This window comes from Sediminibacterium soli (assembly GCF_009939225.1).
Taxonomy (GTDB): domain Bacteria; phylum Bacteroidota; class Bacteroidia; order Chitinophagales; family Chitinophagaceae; genus Sediminibacterium; species Sediminibacterium soli.
The window spans coordinates 586,558-609,842 of record NZ_JAACJR010000008.1 but is presented as its reverse complement, the minus strand read 5'-3'; the positions used below and the strand labels follow the sequence as shown (position 1 = coordinate 609,842).

The window sequence follows — 23,285 nt, the reverse complement described above, 5'->3', positions numbered from 1 at the left end:
GATACCCTTAGTTTTGGCACTCAAACCCTAACCTGTGCAACCTGAGAGAAAGTGGTATGCTGTTTATACCAAGCCCCGCTGGGAAAAAAAGATCGACAGCCTGCTGAAAAACAAAGGCATCGAAAGCTGGTGCCCGCTGCAGAAGATCGAGCGCCAGTGGAGCGACCGTAAAAAAGTGATCGAAGAACCGCTTTTTAAATCCTATGTATTTGTGTACATAGCCGACACCGAACGTACTGGGGTGCTGATGACAGACGGGGTGCTGAACTTCGTTTACTATATCGGCAAACCCGCGGTGATCCGGGAAGAAGAGGTGAACCTCATCAAAAACTACCTCAACGAAAAAGAGGCCCAGATATCCGTCATCTCCTCCGAAGGGTTTCGCGAGGACACCAAGATCCGTGTAAACCACGGTGTATTCATGGGCACCGAAGGAACGGTGCTGCGCGGCGGTAAAAAGAAAGTGTTTGTAAAACTCGAAAGTCTCGGCCAGGTAATGGTAGTGGAATTCCGCTCAGAGTATCTTTCCCCCGCCTGATAAACCTGTTGAACAGATGAACAAGGAGCAAGGAGCAAGGAACAGATGATCGGATAAAAAAATCACACGACTATCTCTTCTCCGATCATCCGTTCCTTGCTCCTTTGTTCCTACAGCTTCCATTCAACCAGCCGGTTTTCCCATTCTTTGCGGTAGGGAGTGCTGATGCGGATGTAGTTGTCGGTATAGCCTTCCATCATGCCGTTCTTTTCATGTCCTTCGAACAGCACTTTTCTTTCCTGGCCCGCATGCTGACCGGTAAAGTACTGCATCTTCATATAGGAGAGATTGCGCAGTGTTTTATTGCGTTCGTTGCGGACGGGAACGGGTACCACGGGTTTGATATCGAGCGCCCGGGTATGGTCTCTTTCCGAGTAGGTGAATACATGCAGGTACGAAACATCCAGCGAATGCAGGAAATCGAATGTTTCCGTAAAATGCTCTTCGGTCTCGCCCGGGAATCCTACGATCACATCCACACCGATGGCGCAATGCGGCATCAGGGTCTTGATAAGACCTACACGTTCTGCATACAGCTCCCTGCGGTAACGCCTGCGCATCAGTCCGAGAATATGGTTGCTGCCGCTCTGTAACGGTATGTGGAAATGCGGCATGAATTTATCGCTGTTGGCCACATATTCGATAATCTCGTTGGTAAGCAGGTTGGGTTCGATAGACGATATGCGATAACGCTCGATGCCTCCCACTTTATCCAGAGCTTTTACCAGGTCGAAAAAATTTTCTTCGTAGCGCAGGTCACCATCGGGTCCCCTGCCAAAATCGCCGAGGTTTACGCCGGTGAGTACGATCTCCTTTACGCCATCGGCAGCCAGTTTCGCAGCATGTTTTACCACGTTGGCCACGCTGTCGCTCCTGCTTTTGCCGCGGGCCATGGGTATGGTGCAGAAAGTACAGCTGTAATCACAGCCATCCTGCACTTTCAAAAAAGTACGGGTACGGTCGTTTTGCGAAAAAGAAGCGTTGAATCCGCTCACTTCCTCGATATCGCAGCTGCAGATACGCGCCGGATCGCCTTTGGACAGTTCGCCGATATGCCGCGCGATATTGAATTTCTCGGCGGCTCCGAGCACCAGGTCAACCCCGGGTATGGAAGCAATTTCCTGGGGCTTCAGCTGGGCATAGCAGCCCGTGATCACCACAAAACTGCCGGGCGAACGGCGCTGTATACGCCTTACCAGCTGGCGGCATTCCTTATCCGCATTATCGGTAACAGAACAGGTATTGATCACGTACACATCGGCCAGGTCATCAAACCCCTTTTTCTCAAATCCCTCGTTCTCCAGCATGCGCGAGAGCGTCGAAGTCTCCGAAAAATTCAGCTTGCAGCCCAGGGTATGAAAGGCAACGGTGCGTTTTTGCATGGGGGCGCAAAGATAGGATAAGTTTGTAGTCTTAAGTCTATGGCCCGTGGTCTGCAGCTTGGGGTCGGGTGCTAAGGAAATGTTAACAAAACAGGTATTATCCATGGAGTGTCACCCGTTAACCGCAAACAACCCCAAACTGCAGCCCGCAGACTGCCAACCAACTGCCCCCCAAACCCGCTCCTCCCTTCTTGCATTTTCCAATTATTAAGGTATGTTTGCCAGTCTTTAAAAACCAAAATCAATGCAGTTTAGGAAGATTAACAACATTGCCGGTTGGGTGATATGTTTGATTGCCTGTGGCGTGTACATTTTAACGGCGGAAGCACGCGGCAGTTTCTGGGATTGCGGCGAGTTCGTAAGCAGTTGCTTCAAGCTACAGATACCACACCCGCCGGGCGCCCCCCTGTTTGTGATACTCGGACGTTTCTTTATCGTACTGTTTGGTAACGACGCTTTATCCGCAGCCAAGGCGGTAAACATTATGAATGCCCTGGCCAGCGGGTTTACGATCCTGTTTCTTTTCTGGACGATCACGCATTTTGCCCGTAAGATCGTTAATGCAGGCATTTATGATACCCTTACCCAGTCGCAGGCCTGGTCCATCATCGGCGCAGGCGCGGTGGGTGCGCTGGCCTATACGTTCAGCGATTCTTTCTGGTACAGCGCCGTGGAAGGAGAAGTGTACGCGATGTCTTCTTTCTTTACCGCTATCGTATTCTGGGCCATCCTCAAATGGGAGAACCATGCAGACGAGCCGGGCTCGGACAAATGGATCGTGTTTATCTTTTTTATGATGGGTCTCTCCATTGGCGTGCACCTGCTGAACCTGCTTACCATCCCCGCGATCGTAATGGTGTATTATTTCCGCAGGATGGACTCTTTCAACTATGCCGTGGTGCGTAAATGGTTTCTGCGTGTGATGATCATAGGCGGTGTGCTGGCATTTATCGGCGCGCTGATGATGGCATCAAAAGAATCGACTGCCAATGTTCCGATGGACAGCACCATGGCCGGACTGGTGATACTCGCTGTGATCATCGGTATCGGGCTGCTTTTTCTTATCGAGAATGTCAAAAAACAGCGTAAAGCCTATTACGGCGGTATGTATATTTTCCTGCTGATCGGTTGCGCAGTCACCGGTATCGTACAGGTGGGCGTAATTCAGTATACGGTGAAAATGGCCGGCACCTTTGACCGCATTTTCGTGAACAGTTTCGGTCTGCCTTTCTTCAGCGGTTTTGTATTCTTCTTTGCCGTACTCTCGGTACTGATCTGGCTGGGTCTGAAATTTGCTTCCAAGAAAGCCTGGTCTTACCTGCGCCTCAGCCTGTGGTGCCTTGTATTTATGCTGGTTGGTTACAGCACCTATGTAACCACCATGATCCGCAGCAGCGCCAATCCTTCGGTGGATATGTATAACGTAGATAACCCGATGAGTCTTGAAGGGTACCTTGGCCGCGAACAGTACGGTGATTTTCCGTTGTTATACGGACAGAAATTCACGGCACAGCCTGCCGATATGCGCACCACCGGTATGCGTTACCAGAAATCAAATGACAAATACATTGAACTGGGTGAAGACAGGAAATACGTGTATGCGGCAGAGGATAAAATGGTGTTCCCCCGTGTTTGGGATGCCAGCAACGAGCAGAACCACGCGGCGTATTATGCCAACTACCTCGGTATCGGCCAGACAAGAGAAGGCGGTTACGAACGTGCGCCGGATCAGTTTGACAATGTCAAGTTCTTTGTGGGCTACCAGACCTATTGGATGTACCTCCGTTATTTCTTTTGGAATTTTGCAGGCAAGCAAAACGATAACCAGGGCATCTTTACCGGCAATGTGCGAGATGGCAACTGGAAAACCGGTTTGCCGTTGGATAATATCTTCTACGGCGACCAGAGCAGCCTGCCCGACAGTCTTAAAAACAACAAAGCCAATAACAAACTGTTTGCGCTGCCACTTATCCTTGGCCTGATAGGCATGTTCTATCATTTCAAAAGAAAGGGCAGCGATGCGGTGGTGAATATTCTGCTGTTCTTTTTTACCGGTATGGCCATCGTGCTGTACCTGAACCAGGCAGGTATGCAGCCGCGTGAACGCGATTACGCCTATGTGGGAAGCTTTTATGCTTTTGCAGTATGGATCGGCCTGGGTGTACTGAAAGTGCGCGACTGGTTCGCCAAAAAAATGACGGGCGTTACCGCGCCGGCGCTGGCTACCGTAATCTGTCTGCTGGCCGTACCGGTACTGATGGCACAGCAGGAATGGGACGACCATGACCGCAGCAAGAAATTATTGCCGCCGGATCTGGCCAAAGACTACCTCGAGAGCTGTGCACCCAATGCCATACTCTTCACGTTTGGCGATAACGATACCTATCCCTTGTGGTACGCGCAGGAAGTGGAAGGCGTACGCCCCGATGTGCGGGTGGTCAATTTCAGCCTGCTGGGTATCGACTGGTACATCAACCAGCTCCGTTATAAGGTAAACCAGAGCGCACCGATCGATGTGATCTGGTCGCCCGAACAGATCGAGGGCAGCAAACGCGATTATGTACTCTACCATCCGCGGCAGGAGATACCGGAAGACAGGTACTATGATCTTTACGACATGATGAAGAATTATGTGGGCAGCGATGACCCTGCCAAAATGGAAGACCGTGGCGGCGGCGACGCTTTGAACACCTTCCCTGTGCGCAAGATGTCGGTGCCGGTAGACAGGAATATGGTACTGAAAAACCAGACCGTTAATGCAAACGACAGCATCGTTGGCGAAATGCGTTTCGATATCACCAAGCGTGCGCTGATGAAGAACGACCTGGCACTGTTGAACGTGATCGCCGCCAACAAATGGAACCGGCCCGTTTATTTTACCAATGACCAGGTTGGACTTGGTTTTGACCAGTACCTCCGCCGCGACGGACTTACCTGGAGGCTGATACCGGTGATCAACGAAAGAACCGCCGTAAATACCGATTATATGTTCAACAAGGCGATGAATGTATTCGGCTCGGGTAATGCCAATGTGAAAGGTGTGTATTTTGATGAAGAAAACCGCCGTCATCTCCGCAGTATCCGCGATGCCTACACCGACCTGGCGATGGATCTTGCCAACAAGAACCGGAAAGAGGAAGCGGTGAAGGTGCTGCGCAAGGCGGATGGTATGATCGACCAGGACAACTATCCTTATGGTTTTACCGGGCGCGCCAACCTGGACAACAGAAGCTCGCTGATCATGATGCAGGCTGCACTGATGGCAGGCGATAAAGAGCTGGCCAAAAAAATAGGCGATTCCGTGAAAAAAGACCTGGAGCAGCAGATCCGTTACTATAACGGCCTGCCAGCAGCCAAGGCCGAGCTGATGTCGGATGAACGCCGCATTGCCGAAGATTACCTGAAAAGCTATGAGCAGATACAGGCCGCGTATAACCCGGCCATACAGATACCCGGAAAAACCATGGCGCCGGCCGACACTGCAAAAACCGCAGATTCCGCCAAAAAATAATAAGCCCTTCGCTTCCATAACAAAGGCCATCCCGCAGGATGGCTTTTGTTTTTGTATCCTCTCTGTTTTCCTAAATCCGGAAAAACCGCCGGAATTTTTGGCAGCCGCTTCATCCCGGTATGTTATTCGCTGTACCTGAAGGACTACAGATTCCTGCCGGCTTCTTCCCAGAGAAGCTGTAACACTCTTTTTTGTAGCTTACAGAATGATCGGTCATCGCTTTGTACATTTTGATCCGGATGAAAATGGAAAGAGCAAATTTGAACAGCTGCTCGATCTTTTCATGCAGTTGCTTACCTATACCAATGGAGATGCGTCTGAAGCGCTCGACTGGCTGAACCAACTGGACCGCTCCGTGAAAAAAGACCTGGAGCAGCAGATCCGTTACTATAACGGCCTGCCAGCAGCCAAGGCCGAGCTGATGTCGGATGAACGCCGCATTGCCGAAGATTACCTGAAAAGCTATGAGCAGATACAGGCCGCGTATAACCCGGCCATACAGATACCCGGAAAAACCATGGCGCCGGCCGACACTGCAAAAACCGCAGATTCCGCCAAAAAATAATAAGCCCTTCGCTTCCATAACAAAGGCCATCCCGCAGGATGGCTTTTGTTTTTGTATCCTCTCTGTTTTCCTAAATCCGGAAAAACCGCCGGAATTTTTGGCAGCCGCTTCATCCCGGTATGTTATTCGCTGTACCTGAAGGACTACAGATTCCTGCCGGCTTCTTCCCAGAGAAGCTGTAACACTCTTTTTTGTAGCTTACAGAATGATCGGTCATCGCTTTGTACATTTTGATCCGGATGAAAATGGAAAGAGCAAATTTGAACAGCTGCTCGATCTTTTCATGCAGTTGCTTACCTATACCAATGGAGATGCGTCTGAAGCGCTCGACTGGCTGAACCAACTGGACCGCCAGTACCGGCTTACCGATGATACCTACGGCATGGGTGATTTTATTGACGACCTGAAACAGAACGGTTACCTGCAGGAGAACCCGCAGGACGGTACGATCTCCATTACCGGTAAATCGGAACAGGCCATCCGTAAACGCAGCCTGGAAGAGATCTTTGGTAAACTGAAGAAAAGCAGGCAGGGCAACCACCAGACCTTCAAACCCGGCCAGGGCGATGAAGCCAACCCTGATACACGTCCGTACCAGTTCGGGGATATGCTGGAACAGATCGATTTTACAGAAAGCATCCGTAATGCGCAGATCAACCATGGCGTGGAGAGCTTTTGCATGCAGGAAGACGATCTGCAGATACGGGAGAGCGATTTCAAAACACAGACCTCCACGGTGCTGATGATCGATATCTCGCATTCCATGATACTGTACGGCGAAGACAGGATTACGCCGGCCAAAAAAGTGGCCATGGCGCTGAGTGAACTGATTACCACAAAATACCCCAAAGACACACTCGATATTGTGGTGTTCGGCAACGATGCATGGAGCATTGAGATCAAAGACCTGCCTTACCTGCAGGTGGGGCCGTACCATACCAATACCGTTGCCGGACTGGAACTGGCCATGGACCTGCTTCGCAGGAGAAAGAATCCCAACAAACAGATCTTTATGATCACGGATGGCAAACCCACCTGTCTGAAGATCGGTAAAAAATATTACAAGAACAGTTTTGGTCTTGATCGTAAAGTAGTGAACAGGTGCATCAATCTTGCGGCGCAGTGCAAGAAGCTGAAGATACCCATCACCACTTTCATGATCGCTTCCGATCCTTACCTGCAAAGTTTTGTACAGGAGTTCACCGAAATGAACAACGGCAAGGCTTTCTTTGCGTCGCTCGATAAACTGGGCGCTTTTATCTTCCGCGATTTTGAAAGCGGGAAAAGAAAGACCGTGTACTAGGAACAAAACGGCCACAGCGGATCATAACCATACATCACGCAGCATTCAGGAATGACTATGAACATACAGGATATCAAAACACTCGGTTCACTAAAGCAAAGCGGTTACCGGAGCCGGTTGGTAAAGGAAGAGATCAGGGAGAACCTGATCAAAAGCATCCGCGACAGGGAAAATCCGTTTACCGGTATATTGGGTTATGAGGAAACCGTGATACCCGATACCGAAAGGGCATTGCTGAGCAGGCACAATATCCTGTTCCTGGGATTGCGCGGCCAGGCAAAAACCAGGATGGCGCGGCAGATGGTGGACCTGCTGGACGAATACATTCCGGTAATAGCGGGCAGCGAAGTCAATGACGACCCGCTGAATCCCCTGAGCAAGTTTGCCAAAGACCAGATAGCCGAGCATGGGGATGAAACACCCGTTCAATGGTTGCACCGTTCGGAGCGATACGGCGAAAAACTGGCTACACCCGATGTCAGCGTTGCAGACCTGATCGGTGATATAGACCCGATCAAGGCAGCCAACCTGAAACTGAGCTTTGCCGATGAGAAAGTGATTCATTACGGGATCATTCCCCGCAGCAACCGCGGTATTTTTGTGATCAACGAACTGCCCGATCTGCAGGCCCGCATACAGGTGGCTTTGTTCAATATACTGCAGGAAGGCGATATACAGATCCGCGGGTTCAAACTGCGGATGCCACTGGATATTTTATTCGTGTTCACGGCCAACCCGGAAGATTATACCAACCGTGGCAGCATCGTAACGCCTTTGAAAGACCGCATCGAAAGCCAGATACTGACGCATTATCCAAAGGATATCGATACCTCTCTCGCCATTACCGAACAGGAAGCGGACATACTCGAGGTACAGAAAGAAAAAGTATTGGTGAGCGACCTGGTAAAACGGTTGATAGAGCAGGTGGCGTTTGAAGCCAGGAACAACGAATATGTAGACAGGAAAAGCGGCGTGAGCGCAAGGCTTACGATAGCGGCTTTTGAAAACGCCGTGAGCAGCGCGGAAAGACGGGCGATCATCCACAGGGAAAAACAGACACAGGTATGGATCAGCGATCTCTCGGGTATCATACCGGCCATTACCGGTAAGATCGAATTGGTTTATGAGGGGGAGCAGGAGGGACCCTACCAGGTGGCGGTTAACCTTGTTGACAAAGCCATCCGGTCTTTGTTTGTACAGTACTTTCCCAATCCCGATTCGCTGAAGAAAAAAAGAAGTTCGGGCAAACGTTCCGCCGAAGAAAAAGAACCTGAAAATCCGTATAAAACCATCACCCGCTGGTTTGACCAGGGCAATCACCTTGACCTGATGGTGGATATGAAAGACGAAGACAAAATAGCGGCTTTGTATAAGGTGAACGGACTGTACGGTTTTGTGAAACAGTATTTTCCCCAGACAAACGAAAAAGAAAACGCGTTGCTGATGGAATTTGTGCTGCACGGCCTCTCATCCTACTCGCTTATCAGCAAGAAGATCATCGGTCCCCGTATCGAATTCAAAGACCTCATGGGCAGCATGATGAACTTAGGCGATATGAATATCGGCGGAGACGAAGACACCTTCAACGAAGACGACTATCGCTGAAGAACAGATGAACAAGGAACAGATGAATAACGAACAGATGATCGGATAAGATAAGATGCTAAAGCCGATCATCTGTTCGTTATTCATCTGTTCCCATGTTCATATGATTTCTTTCAGTTTCTCCACCACGCTATCCACTTCTTCTTTTGTATTGTGTTTGCTGAAGGAAAAGCGTACGGTTACCTGGTTGGGGTTGTTGTTGATGGCGCGGATTACATGGGAGCCCTGGTCGGCGCCGCTGGTGCAGGCGCTGCCGCCGCTGGCGCAGATCTGGTTGATATCGAGATTGAACAGGATCATTTCGCTTTTTTCCGTCTTGGGAAAACTTACGCTCAGCACTGTATACAAACTCCTTCCCAGCGGATCGCCGTTAAAGGCAATGCCTTTGATGGATTTCTTCAGTTTTTCCATCATGTATACTTTCAGCCCTTTGATATAGGCGCTGTCGTTGTCGTGCTGCTGTGTAGCTATCTCCAGCGCTTTGGCAAAACCTACGATACCATACAGGTTTTCCGTTCCCGCGCGCATGTTTCTTTCCTGGCTGCCCCCATGTACAAAGGGTTTGATCTTTACATTCTCGTTGATGTACAAAAGTCCCACGCCTTTCGGTCCATGGAATTTATGACCGGCGCCCGTGACAAAATGCACCGGTGTGTTGCGCAGATCGAAGGGAAAATGGCCCACGGTCTGAACCGTATCGCTGTGAAAAATAGCGTTGTACAGTTTGCATAATTCACCCACCGCATGTATATCGAGCATATTGCCGATCTCGTTATTGGCGTGCATCAGGGTTACCAGGCATTTTTCCTCGCTCTCGGATAGTATCCGTTCCAGGTCTTCCAGATCGATATGCCCGTTTGGCAGCAGTTTTACATAGCTGAGCGCCGCTTCGCCGGAGTGGTATAAATGCTCCACCGTATGCGTGGTGGCATGGTGTTCGATCACGGAGCTGACGATGTGTTTGCAGCCCAGGTCGCGCACGGCGGCCGTGATGGCTGTATTGCTGCTTTCGGTGCCGCCGCTGGTAAAGAATATTTCAGCAGGATGCGCATTCAGGATCTTCGCCACCGATTTGCGGGCATTCTCGATCGCAAGCCGGCTCTCACGGCCATAACTGTAGATAGAGGAGGGGTTGCCGAAATGGGTGGTCAGGTACGGCATCATCGCTTCCAGTACGGAAGGGTCCAGCGCCGTGGTGGCTGCATTGTCCAAATAAATTCTTTCCATAGCGCCGCAAAGTTAGGAAAGTTCGGGAAATGGGGGCGGAAGGTTGGAGATTTGAAATGCGGTGTGGTCAAATGGCTTCATTGTTAAATGGTTGGACAAACCAGCTATTCAACAATATAGCCATATAACAATGCAGCCACTGACCTCTCAGCCATCCTTACATCGCTTCACTGATATCCTTCATCAGCTGCCTGGCGATATTGGCGGCGGTGGTTTCAAAATTACTTTCGGCATAGATGCGGATAATGGGCTCGGTATTGCTGGTACGCAGGTGAACCCAGTCGTTCCCGAATTCGATCTTCAGTCCGTCTTCGGTATTGATCGGGTGTTTGGCATATTTTTCGCTGATATGCGCGAATATCCTGCCGATATCGAAGCCGGGTGTTAACTCGATCTTGTTCTTACTGATGAAATAATCGGGATAGGAATTGCGCAGCTGCTTAGCCGTTTTTTTCTGTTTTGCGAGGTGCGTAAGGAACAATGCGATGCCGATCAGCGCATCGCGGCCGTAGTGGAGGTCCGGCACAATGATGCCGCCATTGCCTTCGCCACCGATCACGGCGTTCACGGCCTTCATTTTGTTGACTACGTTTACTTCTCCCACCGCGCTGGGGGTGTATTCGCCGCCGTGTTTTACGGTCACATCTTTGAGGGCGCGGGTAGACGACATATTGCTTACGGTATTGCCCCTGCGCTGCCCCAGCATATAATCAGCCACCGCCACCAGCGTGTATTCTTCGCCAAACAGACTGCCATCCTCGCACACAAAACAGAGCCGGTCCACATCGGGGTCAACAGCAATACCCAGGTCTGCTTTTTGCCTGTTCACTTCATTGCAAAGCTGCAATAAGTTCTCGGGCAGGGGTTCGGGATTGTGCGCAAATTTACCGTTCACTTCTTCGTTCAGTATGGTAATATCCTTTACACCCAGCGCCTTCAGCAATTGCGGTACGGCAAATGCGCCCGAGCTGTTGATCGCGTCTACCACAATATTGAATTTTGCTTTTTTCACAGCCGCCGCATCCACCAGCGGGTAAGCCAGTATGGCGTCGATATGCTGCTGCAATGCGCCACTGTTTGTTGTGTAGCTTCCCAGGCTGTCAACGCCTGCAAATACATAATCGTCTTTGGCGGCGATCTCCAGCACTTTTGCGCCTATTTCGCCGCTGATGAATTCGCCTTTCCCATTCAGCAGTTTCAGTGCATTCCATTCTTTGGGATTATGACTGGCGGTGAGGATGATGCCTCCCGCAGCATTTTCAAATACCACGGCCATTTCCACGGTAGGCGTAGTGCTTAATCCAAGATCCACCACATCCAGTCCCAGCGCATTCAGCGTACTTACCACAAGCCGCTGCACCATTTCACCGCTGATCCGTCCGTCGCGGCCTATCACGATCTTCCGGTTATCCGACTGTGAAAGGAGCCAGGTGCCGAAAGCGGCTGTAAAACGAACCGTATCGATCGGACTTAAGGTTTCGCCCGGCTTGCCGCCGATAGTACCCCGTATTCCTGAAATGCTTTTGATCAAAGGCATGTTGTCAATTTTTGGGAAACAAACATAGGTAGATTTTAGGATTGGACGCCGGTAAATCCGATGCAGCGGCTGCTGCTTACTGATCCCCTTCCAAACCATCCCGGTATACCACCCAACCCAATTACAAAATTCCCGATCCCCAATTCCCAATCCCCAGTCCCCCCTCGCCCTCTCACTATTCCCTACCTTTGCCCCACAATGCGAGCACATGCCGGACAGAGCCTGGTTTAAAGATTGGTTCAATTCTCATTATTATCATTTGTTGTACCAGCACAGGGATGATGAAGAGGCTTTGCGTTTTATCGATACGCTCATCAGCTATCTGCGGCCTTCCGCAGGCGCTAAGATGGTGGATATCGCCTGCGGAAGGGGGCGTCATGCGAAAGCGCTGGCAGATATGGGCTTTGATGTTACCGGCATAGATCTTTCCGCGGCATCCATCGGCGAGGCAAAAGCGTATGAAGACGAGCACCTGCATTTCTTCCAGCATGATATGCGCTTGCCTTTCTGGATCAATTATTTCGATTACGCGTTCAATTTTTTTACCAGTTTCGGTTATTTCCGCACCGATCGCGAACATAACAACGCCATCCGCACCATCGCCCAGGGCCTGCTTCCGGGAGGGGTATTTGTTATCGATTACCTGAACGTGCATTTCGAAGAAGACCGACTTCAGGGATCGGTGACTTATGACGATGCCGATGTGCATTTTCATATCACCAAATGGCAGGACGAAGAGCATTTCTTCAAACAGATACAGGTAACCGATGCCGCCAACACCACGCCCCGGCACCTGTACACCGAAAAAGTGGCCAAGTTTTCCCTCGGCGATTTTACCGAGATGCTGGCCTATCACAGCATGCAGGTACAGGAAGTGTTCGGCGACTACCAGCTGGGCCGCTATCACCTGCGCAACTCTCCCCGAATGATTATTGTGGCGAGGAAGGGGGAATGAAACGCGAAACGCGAGTTGGCGTGAGTTATCGTGAGTTGACCTGAGTTTTTGGGGATGTTTCGGAAAGACCCACGATCCATAATCCATAATCCGGAATCCGCAAATCCGGAATCCAAAACACCAATCCCCCATCGGCAATCTCCCAATCGACAATCCCCAATTGCCGCTTATCTTTACTGTATGACGCTTCTTTCGCAATCGCTCTGGCAGTGGCTGGAGAAGATCGATAAATGGCTGTTTCTGAAGATCAATACCGAGTGGACAAGCGGTCTGCTCGATGGTATACTGCCCTGGTGGCGGGAGGCGAATGCATGGGTGCCGCTGTACCTGTTCCTGGTGGTATTCGGTCTGCTGAATTTCAGGAAACAGTTCTGGCTATGGCTGCTGTTCATCATTATTACCCTGGTGTTTACCGACCAGATGAGCAGTACCCTGTTCAAAAAAACATTTATGCGGCTGCGCCCCTGCGCGGATGATACCTTACTGGGACAAGTGCGGCTGTTGCTGAACCATTGTTCGGGGGGATTCAGTTTTACCTCTTCGCATGCGGCCAACCATGTTGGATTTGCCGTGTTTCTGATCGCCACCACCAGGCAGGTATTTGGTAAAGCGAGGTATCTTTTTCTTCTGTGGGCGGCCACCATCAGCTATGGCCAGGTATATGTGGGCGTGCATTTTCCGCTGGATATCGTCTGTGGTGCCCTGCTGGGCGCGGCACTGGGATGGCTCACTTCTTCCGTATACCTGCGCCGGTTCGGTGAATTAAAACCGGCAGAGGAAGCCGCTGCGGCGCACAAACCCTAATTTTATAGCGGGCACATGCCTGGTATTTATTCCGAAAGCCATGATCGACCAACGTTCGTTCCGTTTTGTATTGCTGCTTTGTACAGGCGTATATGCCATAGGTATGTTCCTGATACCGCTGATGGATATCGATGCCTCGCAGTATGCATCCATCAGCCGGGAGATGCTGGAGAACCATAGCTGGCTGCAGGTATTTGATCTCAGACAGGATTACCTTGATAAACCGCCCATGCTTTTCTGGTTGTCTGCGCTCAGCATGAAAATACTGGGTGTGCACGACTGGGCTTACCGCCTGCCCTCCGTTCTGTTTGCCCTGCTGGCAGTTTACAGCACCTACCGGCTGGCAGGTTTGTTTTACAGGCGTGAGATAGCGCAGCTGAGCGCGATGGTGCTGGCCTCATGCCAGGCACTGTTCCTGGTAACCCACGATGTGCGTTGCGATACCATGCTGATGGGTTGGGTTACATTCAGTCTCTGGCAACTGGCCGCCTGGTATGGCAGCAACCGGTGGAAGCATTTTTTGCTTGCCTTTGTCGCCATCGCCTGCGGCATGATGACAAAAGGACCCATTGCGCTGATGGTGCCTGCATTTGCCTTTATGCCGCATATGGTGTTGCGGCGCGACTGGAAACAGCTGTTCAGGTGGGACTACCTGGTAGGTCTGCTGGTTATCGGCATACTGCTGGTGCCCATGAGCATCGGACTGTACCAGCAGTTCGATATGCACCCCGGCAAAATGATCAACGGTGTTCCGATACAGTCCGGACTGCGGTTTTATTACTGGACACAAAGTTTTGGGCGTTATACGGGAGAAAATGTGTTCAATGAAATGAACCATTTTACTTTTCTGCTGGAAAATATGATCTGGAGTTTTCTTCCCTGGATCATTTTCTTCCTGGTGGCCCTGGTGTTTGAAGGGGTATCGCTGGTGCGCGGGAAATTCCGCATCGGCGCCGGGGATGAGTGGATCAGCGCCGGTGGTTTTATCATTACCTACTGCATACTGGCGCGCAGCCAGGCTCAGCTGCCGCATTATATTTTCGTGGTGTTTCCGCTGGCATCGATCATCACCGCAAAATTTCTTTTCCGCCTCCTGTTCACCGACGAGCTCAGGGCATGGAGAAAGCCGTTGCTGATCATACACGCCGTGATCTTTGCCCTGCTCTGGATAGCGGTCATCGTTCTGATGATCTGGCCTTTTCCCGTGCCCATTGTGGTTGCCGCGCTGGCCTGCGCAGGGCTGCTGGTGTATGGCTACCTGCTGCTGGGCCGCAAAGGCAAACTGCCGGTGCTGCTCACGATCGCGTTGTTTACGGTAACCGGAGTGAACATTTTTCTCAGTTCCGCATTCTATCCCAATGTGCTGAAATACCAGTTAGGGAATGATGCCGCCGCTTTTATGGAACACCAGCGGCTGGATAAGGATCGTATCTCGGTATACGGTATTCACGAGGGAAGGGCGCTGCATTTTTATGCAAAGCATATTTTCCCGGGTAAAACCTCGGCACACGATTTTCAGCAGGGCGATATGGTGCTTACCAGGAAGGACAGCGTCCCGGTATTCCGTGCCTTATTCCCTTCGTTGCGCATACTGCATGAAGGGCCTTATTTTGGCGTTACATCGCTCTCGCTGCCTTTCCTCAATCCCGAAACCCGTAGCGGGGAAGTGCCTGCATATGTGATCATCGATCTGGAGCGGTAACGACAGGAACAGGTTTGTACGGATAACACAATAACCCACCTGTTTTATCGTCTTAACAGTAAAAATATCCCTGTTGCACAGGGTTTAACACACATTGATTAGTTTTACATACCATGACGGAGATCATCATCATCCTTATCCTGATCATCATCAACGGCCTTTTTTCGATGGCGGAGATAGCGCTGGTATCGGCAAGAAAAGCCAGGCTGGAATCACAGGCGGTCAAAGGCGACCAGCGCGCACGCAGCGCACTGAAGCTGGCCAATAAGCCCGAAACATTCCTGTCTACCGTGCAGATCGGCATTACGCTGATCGGCGTGCTTACAGGTATTTACTCAGGCGACACCTTCAAGGAACCGCTGCAGCGATGGCTGGAACATTTTGAATTTCTTCGCGAATACAGCAGTTCCATCGCCACCACCGTTATCGTGATCATCGTTACGTTTCTTTCACTGGTATTGGGCGAGCTGGTCCCCAAACGCATCGGCCTGAGCCGGCCCGAGGCAATCGCCAAATCAGCGGCAAGTCCCATGCGCGTGGTGTCCTGGCTTACCTTCCCCTTTGTATGGCTGCTCACCCATACGGCAAACGCCATCATCAAAATACTCAACCTCAAGGGCAGCGATAACTCGGTGACGGAGGAAGAGATCAAGGCCATCATCAGCGAGGGCACCGAAACCGGCGCTATCGAAGAAGCCGAGCAGGACATCATCGAACGCGTGTTTCACCTCAGCGACCGCAACATTACTTCGCTGATGACGCACCGCAGCGATATTGTCTGGATAGAAGGCAGCGAAACAGTGGCGGCCATCAAACAGCAGATGCAGGAAGTGGTGCATTCGGTATACCCCGTTTGCGATGGCTCTATCGATAAGATCAAAGGCGTGGTAACCGTTAAAGACCTGTTTGCAGCGGACGACCAGTCAGAAATAACCACGCTGATGAAGGACGCTATGTATGTGCCCGAGAACAACACCGCTTACCAGGTGCTGGAGAAATTCAAACAGACAAAAGTGCACCAGTCGTTTATCGTGGATGAATACGGCACCGTGCAGGGACTGATTACGCTGAACGATATCCTCGAAGCCATCGTAGGCGGCATACCCGGCGAAGAGGATGAGCCGCCATTCGAGATCGTGGAAAGAAACGATGGCTCCTTCCTGGTAGACGCACAGATACCTTTTTACGATTTCCTGCACCGCTTTGAAAGAACGGAATGGATGATGGAAGGCGACCAGGACTTCGACACACTCGCTGGGTTTATCCTCTACGAATTACAAAAGATACCCAGTACAGGCGATACCTGCCGCTGGAAAATATTTCATTTTGAGATTGTGGACATGGACAACCACCGCATCGACAAAGTACTGGTAACGATCAACAAGCCAATGGAGGAAGAATAGGGGGTGGATTGAGGTATTGCCGGTTGCCGATTGTGGTTGGTTAAAGTTCCCGGTGGTTACCTTGTTACATGGCTGCGTGGCTAAATTGTTCAATGGTCACATGACTATAGCAATAAAACAATGTAACCATAAAACAATTCCACCTATTACCCCCCGCCGATATCAGAAACCGAAAGAAACCCTGTTCTTCGGGTAGTCGAGCTTGTAATTTTTTTCAGCACCCTTTGCCCGGGCATGTATCAGGTTGGTCTGTGACGATGCCAGGTCGTACAGCAATTTGCAGTCAATATCCACAGTCGTTACCTCTTTTATTTTCGGCACTTCGAGGTACATCCAGACGCTTTCTTTCTGTATCTCGTGCCCGATATACTGCATGGTTGCCGCCTGGCCATTGATCTTTACCTGCAGTTTCTGGTTCAGGTAACTGGCTATCTGCGACTCAAGAAACGGTTTGTCGGCAGGGTTGAGGATATCGATCTTTTTACTGCTGTATTTCTGCAGCACTTTTTCCATATCGTCGGTAAAAACCCGTACGCTGATCTCTACCGTTGCATCTTTTGCGTTGTGGTTGATATCCACCACCGATACAAAAAAAGGATGCAGCGCAGCCACCGCTGCCGTCACTAACCACTGAAGCAATATATTTGCCATGCACGGGCGTTTGTGCAAATATCCTGAAAAACCCCTACCAACGCATGAGCCAGTTCGCATTGTATTTCAAATTCGGCTATGAACATATTGCCGACCTGAAAGGGATAGACCATATCCTGTTCCTGGTGGCGCTCTGCCTGCGCTACCAGTTCTCCGACTGGCGTAAGGTGATCATACTGGTAACAGCATTTACCATCGGTCATTCCATTACGCTTGCCCTGAGCATATTCAATATCATCAACTATTCGGTTCCCTGGATCGAGTTCCTGATACCGGTAACAATCGTGGTCACCGCGGTAAGCAACCTGTTCATCAAAAAATTCACATTCAGAAGCCGGTTTCCCGCTATCTATTTTTTCGCCCTGTTTTTCGGACTGGTACACGGCCTGGGGTTCAGCAGCCAGCTGAAAAGCCTGCTGGGAGGCGATAAAAGCATTGTGGCGGAGCTGCTGGCGTTCAACCTCGGACTGGAAGCGGGTCAGCTGCTGATCGTACTGGCGGTTTTACTGATTTCGTTTATATTCGTGGGCATTCTGAAAATCAGCCGGAGAGAGTACCTGTTGTTTATGAGCGGGGGCGTCTTCGCACTGGCTTTGCAGATGGCGCTTGAAAGAATACCCTTTTAAACTATCCCGATGAGAAAACTATTTTGTCTTGCAGCGATCTCTTTTTGCGGCTTTGCCAGCGCGCAGAACACCATGAACAATCCCGGTTCCAACCATGGCAACAAATTTGAACAGTTGGGAACCATCCTGCCTACGCCGAACGAGTACCGTACGGCCAGCGGCGCACCCGGCCCGAAATACTGGCAGCAACGCGCCGATTATAACATCAAATGCGAACTGGACGAAGCCAACCTCAGACTGAAAGGAAGCGAAACGGTTACGTACTATAACAATTCTCCTGATGAACTGCGCTATCTCTGGCTGCAGCTCGACGAGAACGAACACAGTTCCGTAAACAACGCTAATTACCAGAACGGTTCCGGCAGCCTGTCCAAACAGTACAGCACGGCACAGATAGAGCAGCTGCTCGGGCAGAAAAACGACAATGGCTACGGAGAGCTGATCTCCCGCTGCACGGATGCGGCAGGCAAAGCACTGCGGTATACCATCAACAAAACCATGATGCGCATAGACCTGCCCGCCGCACTGAAACCGGGACAGCAGTTTGTATTCAATATCGACTGGTCGTATAAGATATCCAACCGGATGGAAAAGAACGGTCGCGGCGGATACGAGATCTTTTCCGAAGATGGCAATGCACTCTTTACCATGTCGCAGTGGTTTCCGCGTTTATGTGTGTACAGCGATTTTCAGGGCTGGCAGAACCACCAGTTCGTAGGCACCGGCGAGTTTGCGCTTACCTTCGGCAACTATACCGTACAGATGACGGTTCCGGCCGATCACGTAATCCTGTCCACCGGCGAATGCCAGAACTATGCACAGGTGCTGACACCTGCCCAGCAGGCCCGCTGGAAACAGGCCCAGACCGCCAAAGAACCCGTGGAAGTGGTTACTCTGGCAGAAGCGGTGAAGGCCGAAAAACAAAAAAGCACAAAAAAGAAGACCTGGATATTCAAAGCGCAGAACGTCCGTGATTTTGCCTGGGCCTCGAGCAGGAAATTTGTGTGGGATGCAATGCCGGCCTATGTGGAAGGAAAAAAGATCATGTGCATGAGCGGTTATGCAAAAGAAGCCTACGCGCTCTGGCGCAGGTATTCTACCAAAGTGGTGGCGCATACCGTAAAAACCTATTCTAAATTCTCCATACCCTATCCGTACCCTGTGGCACAAAGCATAGAGGCCAACAATGGTATGGAATACCCGATGATCTGTTTCAACTACGGCCGCACCAACGAGGATGGCACCTACAGCGAGTCTGTAAAAAACGGTATGATCGGGGTGATCATTCATGAAGTGGGACATAATTTCTTCCCGATGATCGTAAACAGCGACGAGCGCCAGTGGACATGGATGGATGAGGGGCTGAACACTTTTGTACAATCCCTGTCGGAGAACCTGTTCGATAATAAATTTCCATCGCGCCGGGGTCCTGCGTATACGATCGTAGACTATATGAAATCACCCAAGGACCAGCTGGAGCCGATCATGACCAACAGTGAGAACATCATCAGCCTGGGCCCCAACGCTTATGGAAAACCAGCGGCGGGTCTGAATATCCTCCGCGAAACGATCATGGGGCGCGACCTGTTCGATTTCTCTTTTCGCGAATATGCCAGGAGATGGGCGTTCAAGCACCCCACCCCCGCCGATTTCTTCCGCACCCTGGGCGACGCCAGCGGCGAAAACCTCGACTGGTTCTTCCGCGGATGGTTTTATGGAATCGATCCCTGTGATATTTCGATTGATAGCGTAAAGCATGGCGTATACGATGCCGCTGCTGCGGCACAGGCAGCACCGGGTGCACAAACCGGGCGGCGTGGTATCGACAAACCTATACTGGCATCCTTTGAAGATATTTCCGCGGCACGCAACCGCATGGACAAATCCATCGTGTTTGAGACGGACGCCGACACCAGTCTGCGCGATTTTTACTGGCGTTATGCCCGGGGTATCGAGCCCTATGACTCTGTTACCGCGCAACCCGAACCCACACCTGCCGCTGCGCCGGAGCCGGTGACCGATGCAGAAAAAGCCAGGTACGCCAACCTGCATTTGTATGAAGTGAATTTCAGCAACAAGGGCGGATTGGTGATGCCGATCATCGTGGAGTTCACGTTTGAGGACGGTACCAGCGAAACAGAAAAGATACCTGCGCAGATTTGGAGAAAGAACGAAAACAAAGTGAGCAGGGTATTCATCACCCGGAAAAAAGCAACCGCCATCAGGCTCGATCCTACGCGCGAAACAGCCGATATAGACCTGAGCAATAACAGCTGGCCGCGCGGTGCGGATACCGAACCGAGCCGTTTTGCCATCTTCAAAGCCAGGGCATCCAGCGGCAGAAGCGCCACCCAGCAGGGCATTAACCCGATGCAGAATGCGGGGAAAGGGAAATGAGGTATCGTGAGGCGTGAGATGTCAAACCTGAGACATGAGGAATGGTGAATCGTGCTTAGGTATTTCCTGCTCGCGGTCTCGGCCGGCTGGTCACTGTTTTTTCGCCCGATAAATCTGTCTTATGAAGAAACTATTTTTTCTGTCTGTGCTGCTTGTTCATGGACTGATGAGCCAGGCCGCTGTTGTTGATACGGTTTCTGTGTACAGTGCGGCGATGAAGCGGAGTATCAAAACGGTGGTGATCAGACCCGAGGGTGTTGGGGCGAGTGAAAAGTTGCCTGTTGTGTACCTGCTCCATGGCGCTTTTGGTGATTATGCCAACTGGCTGAGGCGTGTGCCGCATATAAAAGACCTGGCAGAACAGTATAAGGTAATGATTGTTTGCCCCGATGGCGGCTATACCAGCTGGTATTTCGATAGTCCTGTTGATCCCAGTTACCAGTTCGAAACATTTGTGGCCAAAGAAGTGCCGGCCTATGTGGATGCGCATTATGCCACCATTGCCGACAGGAGGGGACGCGTGATAACAGGCCTGAGCATGGGCGGACATGGCGGTATCTTTCTTTCCTTCCGGCACGCGGATGTATTCAGCGGCGGGGGCAGTATGAGCGGCGCATTGCATGTAAGCGTGATCACGCAGCGGTATGATGTGGAAAAAAGACTGGGCGATACGATCACCAACCAGAAATACTGGCGCGACTGGAGTGCGCTGCGTGTGGTGGAAAATTACCCGAAGGATTCTTTATCGATTATCATCGACAGCGGAACGGAAGACCTGGGTATTATCGGTATGAACCGTGCCATGCACGACAAACTGCTGAATCTGAAAATACCGCATGAGTACACTGAAAGACCCGGCCAGCATAACTGGGTATACTGGAGTAACGCCATCGATTACCAACTGCTTTTCTTCCGCAAACATTTTAATAAGCTGCTTGGCATCCGGCCATTATGAGAAAAGCGACCCTGCCAGGTCGCTTTTCCTGCAGGGCCGCGATGAAGCCCCGTTTAGATCATCGTAGCCTGCTGCAGGTTTTTCTTGGGATATTTTATGCGTTGATACGGTCTTACCGTTTTGACGGTTGCCTGAATTGCAGACCGAAATTCAATCCGAAACTGCTGAGTTTGATCTGTCCCAGGCCAACACCCGCAAGCGGTATCTTGGCATAGGGTTCTACCTGCAGGGAAAGGTTCCTGCTGATCCTTCTTTCAAATCCCGCGGATAGGTGTGCGATCGACAGTATATGCGTATCGCTTGATTTGTAAGCGGCGTTGCGGGTTGCGGGGTTGCCCATATACTGGTAGTAATACTCGTAGTTTTCCCTTGTCATGAAATAGGAGGATAGACCGGTGCTGATAAAATAGCGGTTCCTTTCCCCTGCGTTAAACCCGTATCGCACCAGCAGCGGCCACTCGTACATGCGGCAATAACCTTCTATCGTAAGTATCTTGTAGTAACTGGCCCAGGAGCCTTTTGGCGCAGTGAAATCCGAGCCGGCCAGCTTGTAATTTTTCTGTGTATAGATCAGTCCTGTATGAACCGACCATGCGCGGTTAAAATGATAGCCACCGATCAAACCAATATTGTAACCGGGTTCATTGCCATACCTGAATTTTACAGTACTCAGATCCATACCGGCAATAATGCCCGCGCTGAAACCCCTGCCCAACGGAGGCAATTTTGTTTTTGCCGCTTTTTTTGCGGCAGGCACAGGTTCTGAAACAGCAGTGAGACTGTCGCGGGTGGTTTTTTCCTGTGCAGGCGCAGTGTTTTTTTGCTGAGCGGTTTCTTGCTGCCGGGACGGGCCGTAGCTATCGGTGGTCATCATACCCACGGAGGTATTACCGGCGGATGATCTGTCATCCTTCACCGCATTTGTTTCTTCCGCCATCGCGTTTGGTGATCCTGCTGCCGGTTGCGCCGCCCTTACTGTTTTTCCATCGGGTACCGGTATACCTGTATGGATGGTATGCACTGATGCTGTTGCCCCTGATCCATTCGGGGTATTGTTGCGTTTAACAGAGGGCAGGAATGCAGTAAACTGGCCCCGGTTTGTTTCGGAGCGTTTTTTGTTTTGCTGTATTTCAGCAGCGGGAGCAGTTGTTTGGTCAGCCTGTACCTGTGTACCTGCCGGCATTGATTGATGGTCGGTTGTGGTGTTTGCGCCCGGTGTTGCCGGTTGCGTGTTGGTTGTTGCTTCGGTGGCGGTGTCTGTTCCGCCGCGCTGTGATACCATCCAGTAGCCGCCGGCGGCACCGGTCAGCAGCACGGGCAACAGCCACCACCAGAGACCAAACCTTCTTTTTCTTTTTTCAACAGGAAGCAGCCTGTCCAGTTCCCGCGACAGCTTACCCCAGTCAGGCGACCCCGGCGCATGGTACTGCGCAGCAGCCTCCCTGCTGAAATCGTCAAGCTCTTTATCGTGCCCGGGGTTATGCATATAATCGGTAATCGGTTTGTTGGGTAATCATTTTTCTCAGGTTATTCCTGGCTTTGGAAAGATTGGATTTTGAGGCGCCCACACTGATGCCCAGTTGCGCGGCGATCTCTTCGTGACTGAATCCTTCGATCACAAAAAGATTGAAAACCGTTCTGTACACAGGCGTAAGTTTCCGGATGGCGCCGATGATCTCATCATAACTGATCTTATCCATGCCGTTCTCCTGTGCATCCACAAAAGTGCCGTCGTCATCACTGATTTCATGGTTCACCGTTTTCAGCTGTGTGCGTCGCAGGTAATCGATACTGGTATTTACCACAATGCGTTTGAACCACCCTTTCAGCAGCGCCTCTGTATCACCCACCCGGTTGCCATCGAACTGACCTATATTCCGGAAGAGTTTTACAAAAGACTCGCTTACGAGCTCTTCAGCCTCTTCGGGTTTGTTTACATAACGGAAACAGATTTTCATGGCATACCCGTATAACCCATGGTATAGGTCGCGCTGGCTGTTCCGGTCGTTCCGGCAGCAACCAGCTATAAGACTCGATATATGCGGTATCTCGCGGGGCATGTTCAGGATACGTTGCAATTCGTCTTAAAGCTACTCTTATTTGCCGGATACGTACATCGAGGCC

18 protein-coding genes are annotated in these 23,285 nt (G+C 50.9%); 12 read left to right on the top strand and 6 right to left on the bottom strand.

The window, feature by feature from the left end:
- The first annotated feature begins 34 nt into the window (after positions 1-34).
- Positions 35-538 carry a UpxY family transcription antiterminator gene (locus GWC94_RS09790; protein WP_161834851.1) on the top strand — a complete coding sequence of 168 codons (504 nt, stop codon included), beginning with the start codon at positions 35-37 and terminating at the stop codon, positions 536-538.
- A 110-nt stretch (positions 539-648) separates the two neighbouring features.
- On the opposite strand, the gene mtaB is transcribed toward GWC94_RS09790, so the two are convergent.
- On the bottom strand, positions 649-1,920 hold the full coding sequence (gene mtaB, locus GWC94_RS09785) for a tRNA (N(6)-L-threonylcarbamoyladenosine(37)-C(2))-methylthiotransferase MtaB (protein ID WP_161834850.1): 1,272 nt from the start codon (positions 1,918-1,920) through the stop codon (positions 649-651).
- Between the two features lie 244 nt (positions 1,921-2,164).
- Here mtaB and GWC94_RS09780 point away from each other — a divergent pair, with 244 nt between their 5' ends.
- The 4 genes from GWC94_RS09780 to GWC94_RS09770 all read left to right on the top strand — a co-directional run bounded on the left by GWC94_RS09780 (position 2,165) and on the right by GWC94_RS09770 (position 8,904).
- On the top strand, positions 2,165-5,431 hold the full coding sequence (locus GWC94_RS09780; protein WP_161834849.1) for a protein O-mannosyl-transferase family: 3,267 nt from the start codon (positions 2,165-2,167) through the stop codon (positions 5,429-5,431).
- A 205-nt stretch (positions 5,432-5,636) separates the two neighbouring features.
- Complete coding sequence (locus tag GWC94_RS16690; RefSeq protein ID WP_202628834.1) at positions 5,637-5,996, top strand: hypothetical protein; 360 nt, start codon at positions 5,637-5,639, stop codon at positions 5,994-5,996.
- A gap of 205 nt (positions 5,997-6,201) precedes the next feature.
- Positions 6,202-7,299, top strand: a complete 1,098-nt coding sequence (locus GWC94_RS09775; RefSeq protein WP_161834848.1) for a vWA domain-containing protein — start codon at positions 6,202-6,204, stop codon at positions 7,297-7,299.
- Between the two features lie 51 nt (positions 7,300-7,350).
- Positions 7,351-8,904 (top strand): sigma 54-interacting transcriptional regulator, encoded by a 1,554-nt coding sequence (locus tag GWC94_RS09770; protein ID WP_235918503.1) that lies wholly within the window; start codon positions 7,351-7,353, stop codon positions 8,902-8,904.
- A 99-nt stretch (positions 8,905-9,003) separates the two neighbouring features.
- Here the strand turns inward: GWC94_RS09770 and GWC94_RS09765 are convergent, their stop codons facing one another.
- Both GWC94_RS09765 and glmM read right to left on the bottom strand, forming a co-directional pair.
- Positions 9,004-10,131, bottom strand: coding sequence for a cysteine desulfurase family protein (locus GWC94_RS09765; RefSeq protein WP_161834847.1), 1,128 nt, complete (start codon positions 10,129-10,131; stop codon positions 9,004-9,006).
- 157 nt (positions 10,132-10,288) lie between these two features.
- The gene (glmM, locus tag GWC94_RS09760; RefSeq protein ID WP_161834846.1) at positions 10,289-11,668 is read right to left on the bottom strand and encodes a phosphoglucosamine mutase; all 1,380 of its coding nucleotides are present in this window, start codon (positions 11,666-11,668) and stop codon (positions 10,289-10,291) included.
- Positions 11,669-11,876: 208 nt separating this feature from the next.
- Here glmM and GWC94_RS09755 point away from each other — a divergent pair, with 208 nt between their 5' ends.
- From GWC94_RS09755 to GWC94_RS09740, 4 genes are all read left to right on the top strand, one after another.
- On the top strand, positions 11,877-12,623 hold the full coding sequence (locus GWC94_RS09755) for a class I SAM-dependent methyltransferase (protein ID WP_161834845.1): 747 nt from the start codon (positions 11,877-11,879) through the stop codon (positions 12,621-12,623).
- A 180-nt stretch (positions 12,624-12,803) separates the two neighbouring features.
- Complete coding sequence (locus tag GWC94_RS09750; protein WP_161834844.1) at positions 12,804-13,427, top strand: phosphatase PAP2 family protein; 624 nt, start codon at positions 12,804-12,806, stop codon at positions 13,425-13,427.
- A gap of 40 nt (positions 13,428-13,467) precedes the next feature.
- Positions 13,468-15,129 (top strand): ArnT family glycosyltransferase, encoded by a 1,662-nt coding sequence (locus tag GWC94_RS09745; protein WP_161834843.1) that lies wholly within the window; start codon positions 13,468-13,470, stop codon positions 15,127-15,129.
- Positions 15,130-15,242: 113 nt separating this feature from the next.
- Complete coding sequence (locus tag GWC94_RS09740; protein WP_161834842.1) at positions 15,243-16,532, top strand: hemolysin family protein; 1,290 nt, start codon at positions 15,243-15,245, stop codon at positions 16,530-16,532.
- A gap of 162 nt (positions 16,533-16,694) precedes the next feature.
- Here GWC94_RS09740 and GWC94_RS09735 read toward each other — a convergent pair whose 3' ends face one another.
- Positions 16,695-17,183 (bottom strand): DUF6702 family protein, encoded by a 489-nt coding sequence (locus tag GWC94_RS09735; RefSeq protein ID WP_161834841.1) that lies wholly within the window; start codon positions 17,181-17,183, stop codon positions 16,695-16,697.
- A 44-nt stretch (positions 17,184-17,227) separates the two neighbouring features.
- On the opposite strand from GWC94_RS09735, the gene GWC94_RS09730 reads away from it, so the two are divergent.
- The 3 genes from GWC94_RS09730 (at position 17,228) to GWC94_RS09720 (ending at position 21,161) form a co-directional block, all read left to right on the top strand.
- Positions 17,228-17,809: a HupE/UreJ family protein gene (locus tag GWC94_RS09730; RefSeq protein WP_161834840.1), complete on the top strand. Its 582-nt coding sequence runs from the start codon at positions 17,228-17,230 to the stop codon at positions 17,807-17,809.
- Positions 17,810-17,818: 9 nt separating this feature from the next.
- On the top strand, positions 17,819-20,206 hold the full coding sequence (locus tag GWC94_RS09725) for a M1 family metallopeptidase (RefSeq protein WP_161834839.1): 2,388 nt from the start codon (positions 17,819-17,821) through the stop codon (positions 20,204-20,206).
- A gap of 121 nt (positions 20,207-20,327) precedes the next feature.
- A complete protein-coding gene (locus GWC94_RS09720; protein ID WP_161834838.1) occupies positions 20,328-21,161 on the top strand; it encodes an alpha/beta hydrolase in 834 nt (277 codons plus the stop codon).
- 112 nt (positions 21,162-21,273) lie between these two features.
- On the opposite strand, the gene GWC94_RS09715 is transcribed toward GWC94_RS09720, so the two are convergent.
- Together GWC94_RS09715 and GWC94_RS09710 are read right to left on the bottom strand one after the other, a co-directional pair.
- On the bottom strand, positions 21,274-22,647 hold the full coding sequence (locus tag GWC94_RS09715) for an outer membrane beta-barrel protein (protein ID WP_161834837.1): 1,374 nt from the start codon (positions 22,645-22,647) through the stop codon (positions 21,274-21,276).
- The gene (locus GWC94_RS09710) at positions 22,640-23,221 is read right to left on the bottom strand and encodes an RNA polymerase sigma factor (RefSeq protein ID WP_161834836.1); all 582 of its coding nucleotides are present in this window, start codon (positions 23,219-23,221) and stop codon (positions 22,640-22,642) included. Before GWC94_RS09710 ends, GWC94_RS09715 begins: the two co-directional genes overlap by 8 nt.
- Between the last annotated feature and the right edge of the window lie 64 nt (positions 23,222-23,285).

What these genes read in the sequence shown, in the direction of transcription:
- glmM (WP_161834846.1), bottom strand. Translation starts at nt 11,668, where the DNA reads ATGCCTTTGATCAAAAGCATTTCAGGAATACGGGGTACTATCGGCGGC.
- GWC94_RS09740 (WP_161834842.1), top strand. Translation starts at nt 15,243, where the DNA reads ATGACGGAGATCATCATCATCCTTATCCTGATCATCATCAACGGCCTT.
- GWC94_RS09750 (WP_161834844.1), top strand. Translation starts at nt 12,804, where the DNA reads ATGACGCTTCTTTCGCAATCGCTCTGGCAGTGGCTGGAGAAGATCGAT.
- GWC94_RS09770 (WP_235918503.1), top strand. Translation starts at nt 7,351, where the DNA reads ATGACTATGAACATACAGGATATCAAAACACTCGGTTCACTAAAGCAA.
- GWC94_RS09745 (WP_161834843.1), top strand. Translation starts at nt 13,468, where the DNA reads ATGATCGACCAACGTTCGTTCCGTTTTGTATTGCTGCTTTGTACAGGC.
- GWC94_RS09755 (WP_161834845.1), top strand. Translation starts at nt 11,877, where the DNA reads ATGCCGGACAGAGCCTGGTTTAAAGATTGGTTCAATTCTCATTATTAT.
- GWC94_RS09765 (WP_161834847.1), bottom strand. Translation starts at nt 10,131, where the DNA reads ATGGAAAGAATTTATTTGGACAATGCAGCCACCACGGCGCTGGACCCT.
- GWC94_RS09735 (WP_161834841.1), bottom strand. Translation starts at nt 17,183, where the DNA reads ATGGCAAATATATTGCTTCAGTGGTTAGTGACGGCAGCGGTGGCTGCG.
- GWC94_RS09720 (WP_161834838.1), top strand. Translation starts at nt 20,328, where the DNA reads ATGAAGAAACTATTTTTTCTGTCTGTGCTGCTTGTTCATGGACTGATG.
- mtaB (WP_161834850.1), bottom strand. Translation starts at nt 1,920, where the DNA reads ATGCAAAAACGCACCGTTGCCTTTCATACCCTGGGCTGCAAGCTGAAT.
- GWC94_RS09775 (WP_161834848.1), top strand. Translation starts at nt 6,202, where the DNA reads ATGATCGGTCATCGCTTTGTACATTTTGATCCGGATGAAAATGGAAAG.
- GWC94_RS09715 (WP_161834837.1), bottom strand. Translation starts at nt 22,647, where the DNA reads ATGCATAACCCCGGGCACGATAAAGAGCTTGACGATTTCAGCAGGGAG.
- GWC94_RS09725 (WP_161834839.1), top strand. Translation starts at nt 17,819, where the DNA reads ATGAGAAAACTATTTTGTCTTGCAGCGATCTCTTTTTGCGGCTTTGCC.
- GWC94_RS09730 (WP_161834840.1), top strand. Translation starts at nt 17,228, where the DNA reads ATGAGCCAGTTCGCATTGTATTTCAAATTCGGCTATGAACATATTGCC.
- GWC94_RS16690 (WP_202628834.1), top strand. Translation starts at nt 5,637, where the DNA reads ATGATCGGTCATCGCTTTGTACATTTTGATCCGGATGAAAATGGAAAG.
- GWC94_RS09710 (WP_161834836.1), bottom strand. Translation starts at nt 23,221, where the DNA reads ATGCCCCGCGAGATACCGCATATATCGAGTCTTATAGCTGGTTGCTGC.
- GWC94_RS09780 (WP_161834849.1), top strand. Translation starts at nt 2,165, where the DNA reads ATGCAGTTTAGGAAGATTAACAACATTGCCGGTTGGGTGATATGTTTG.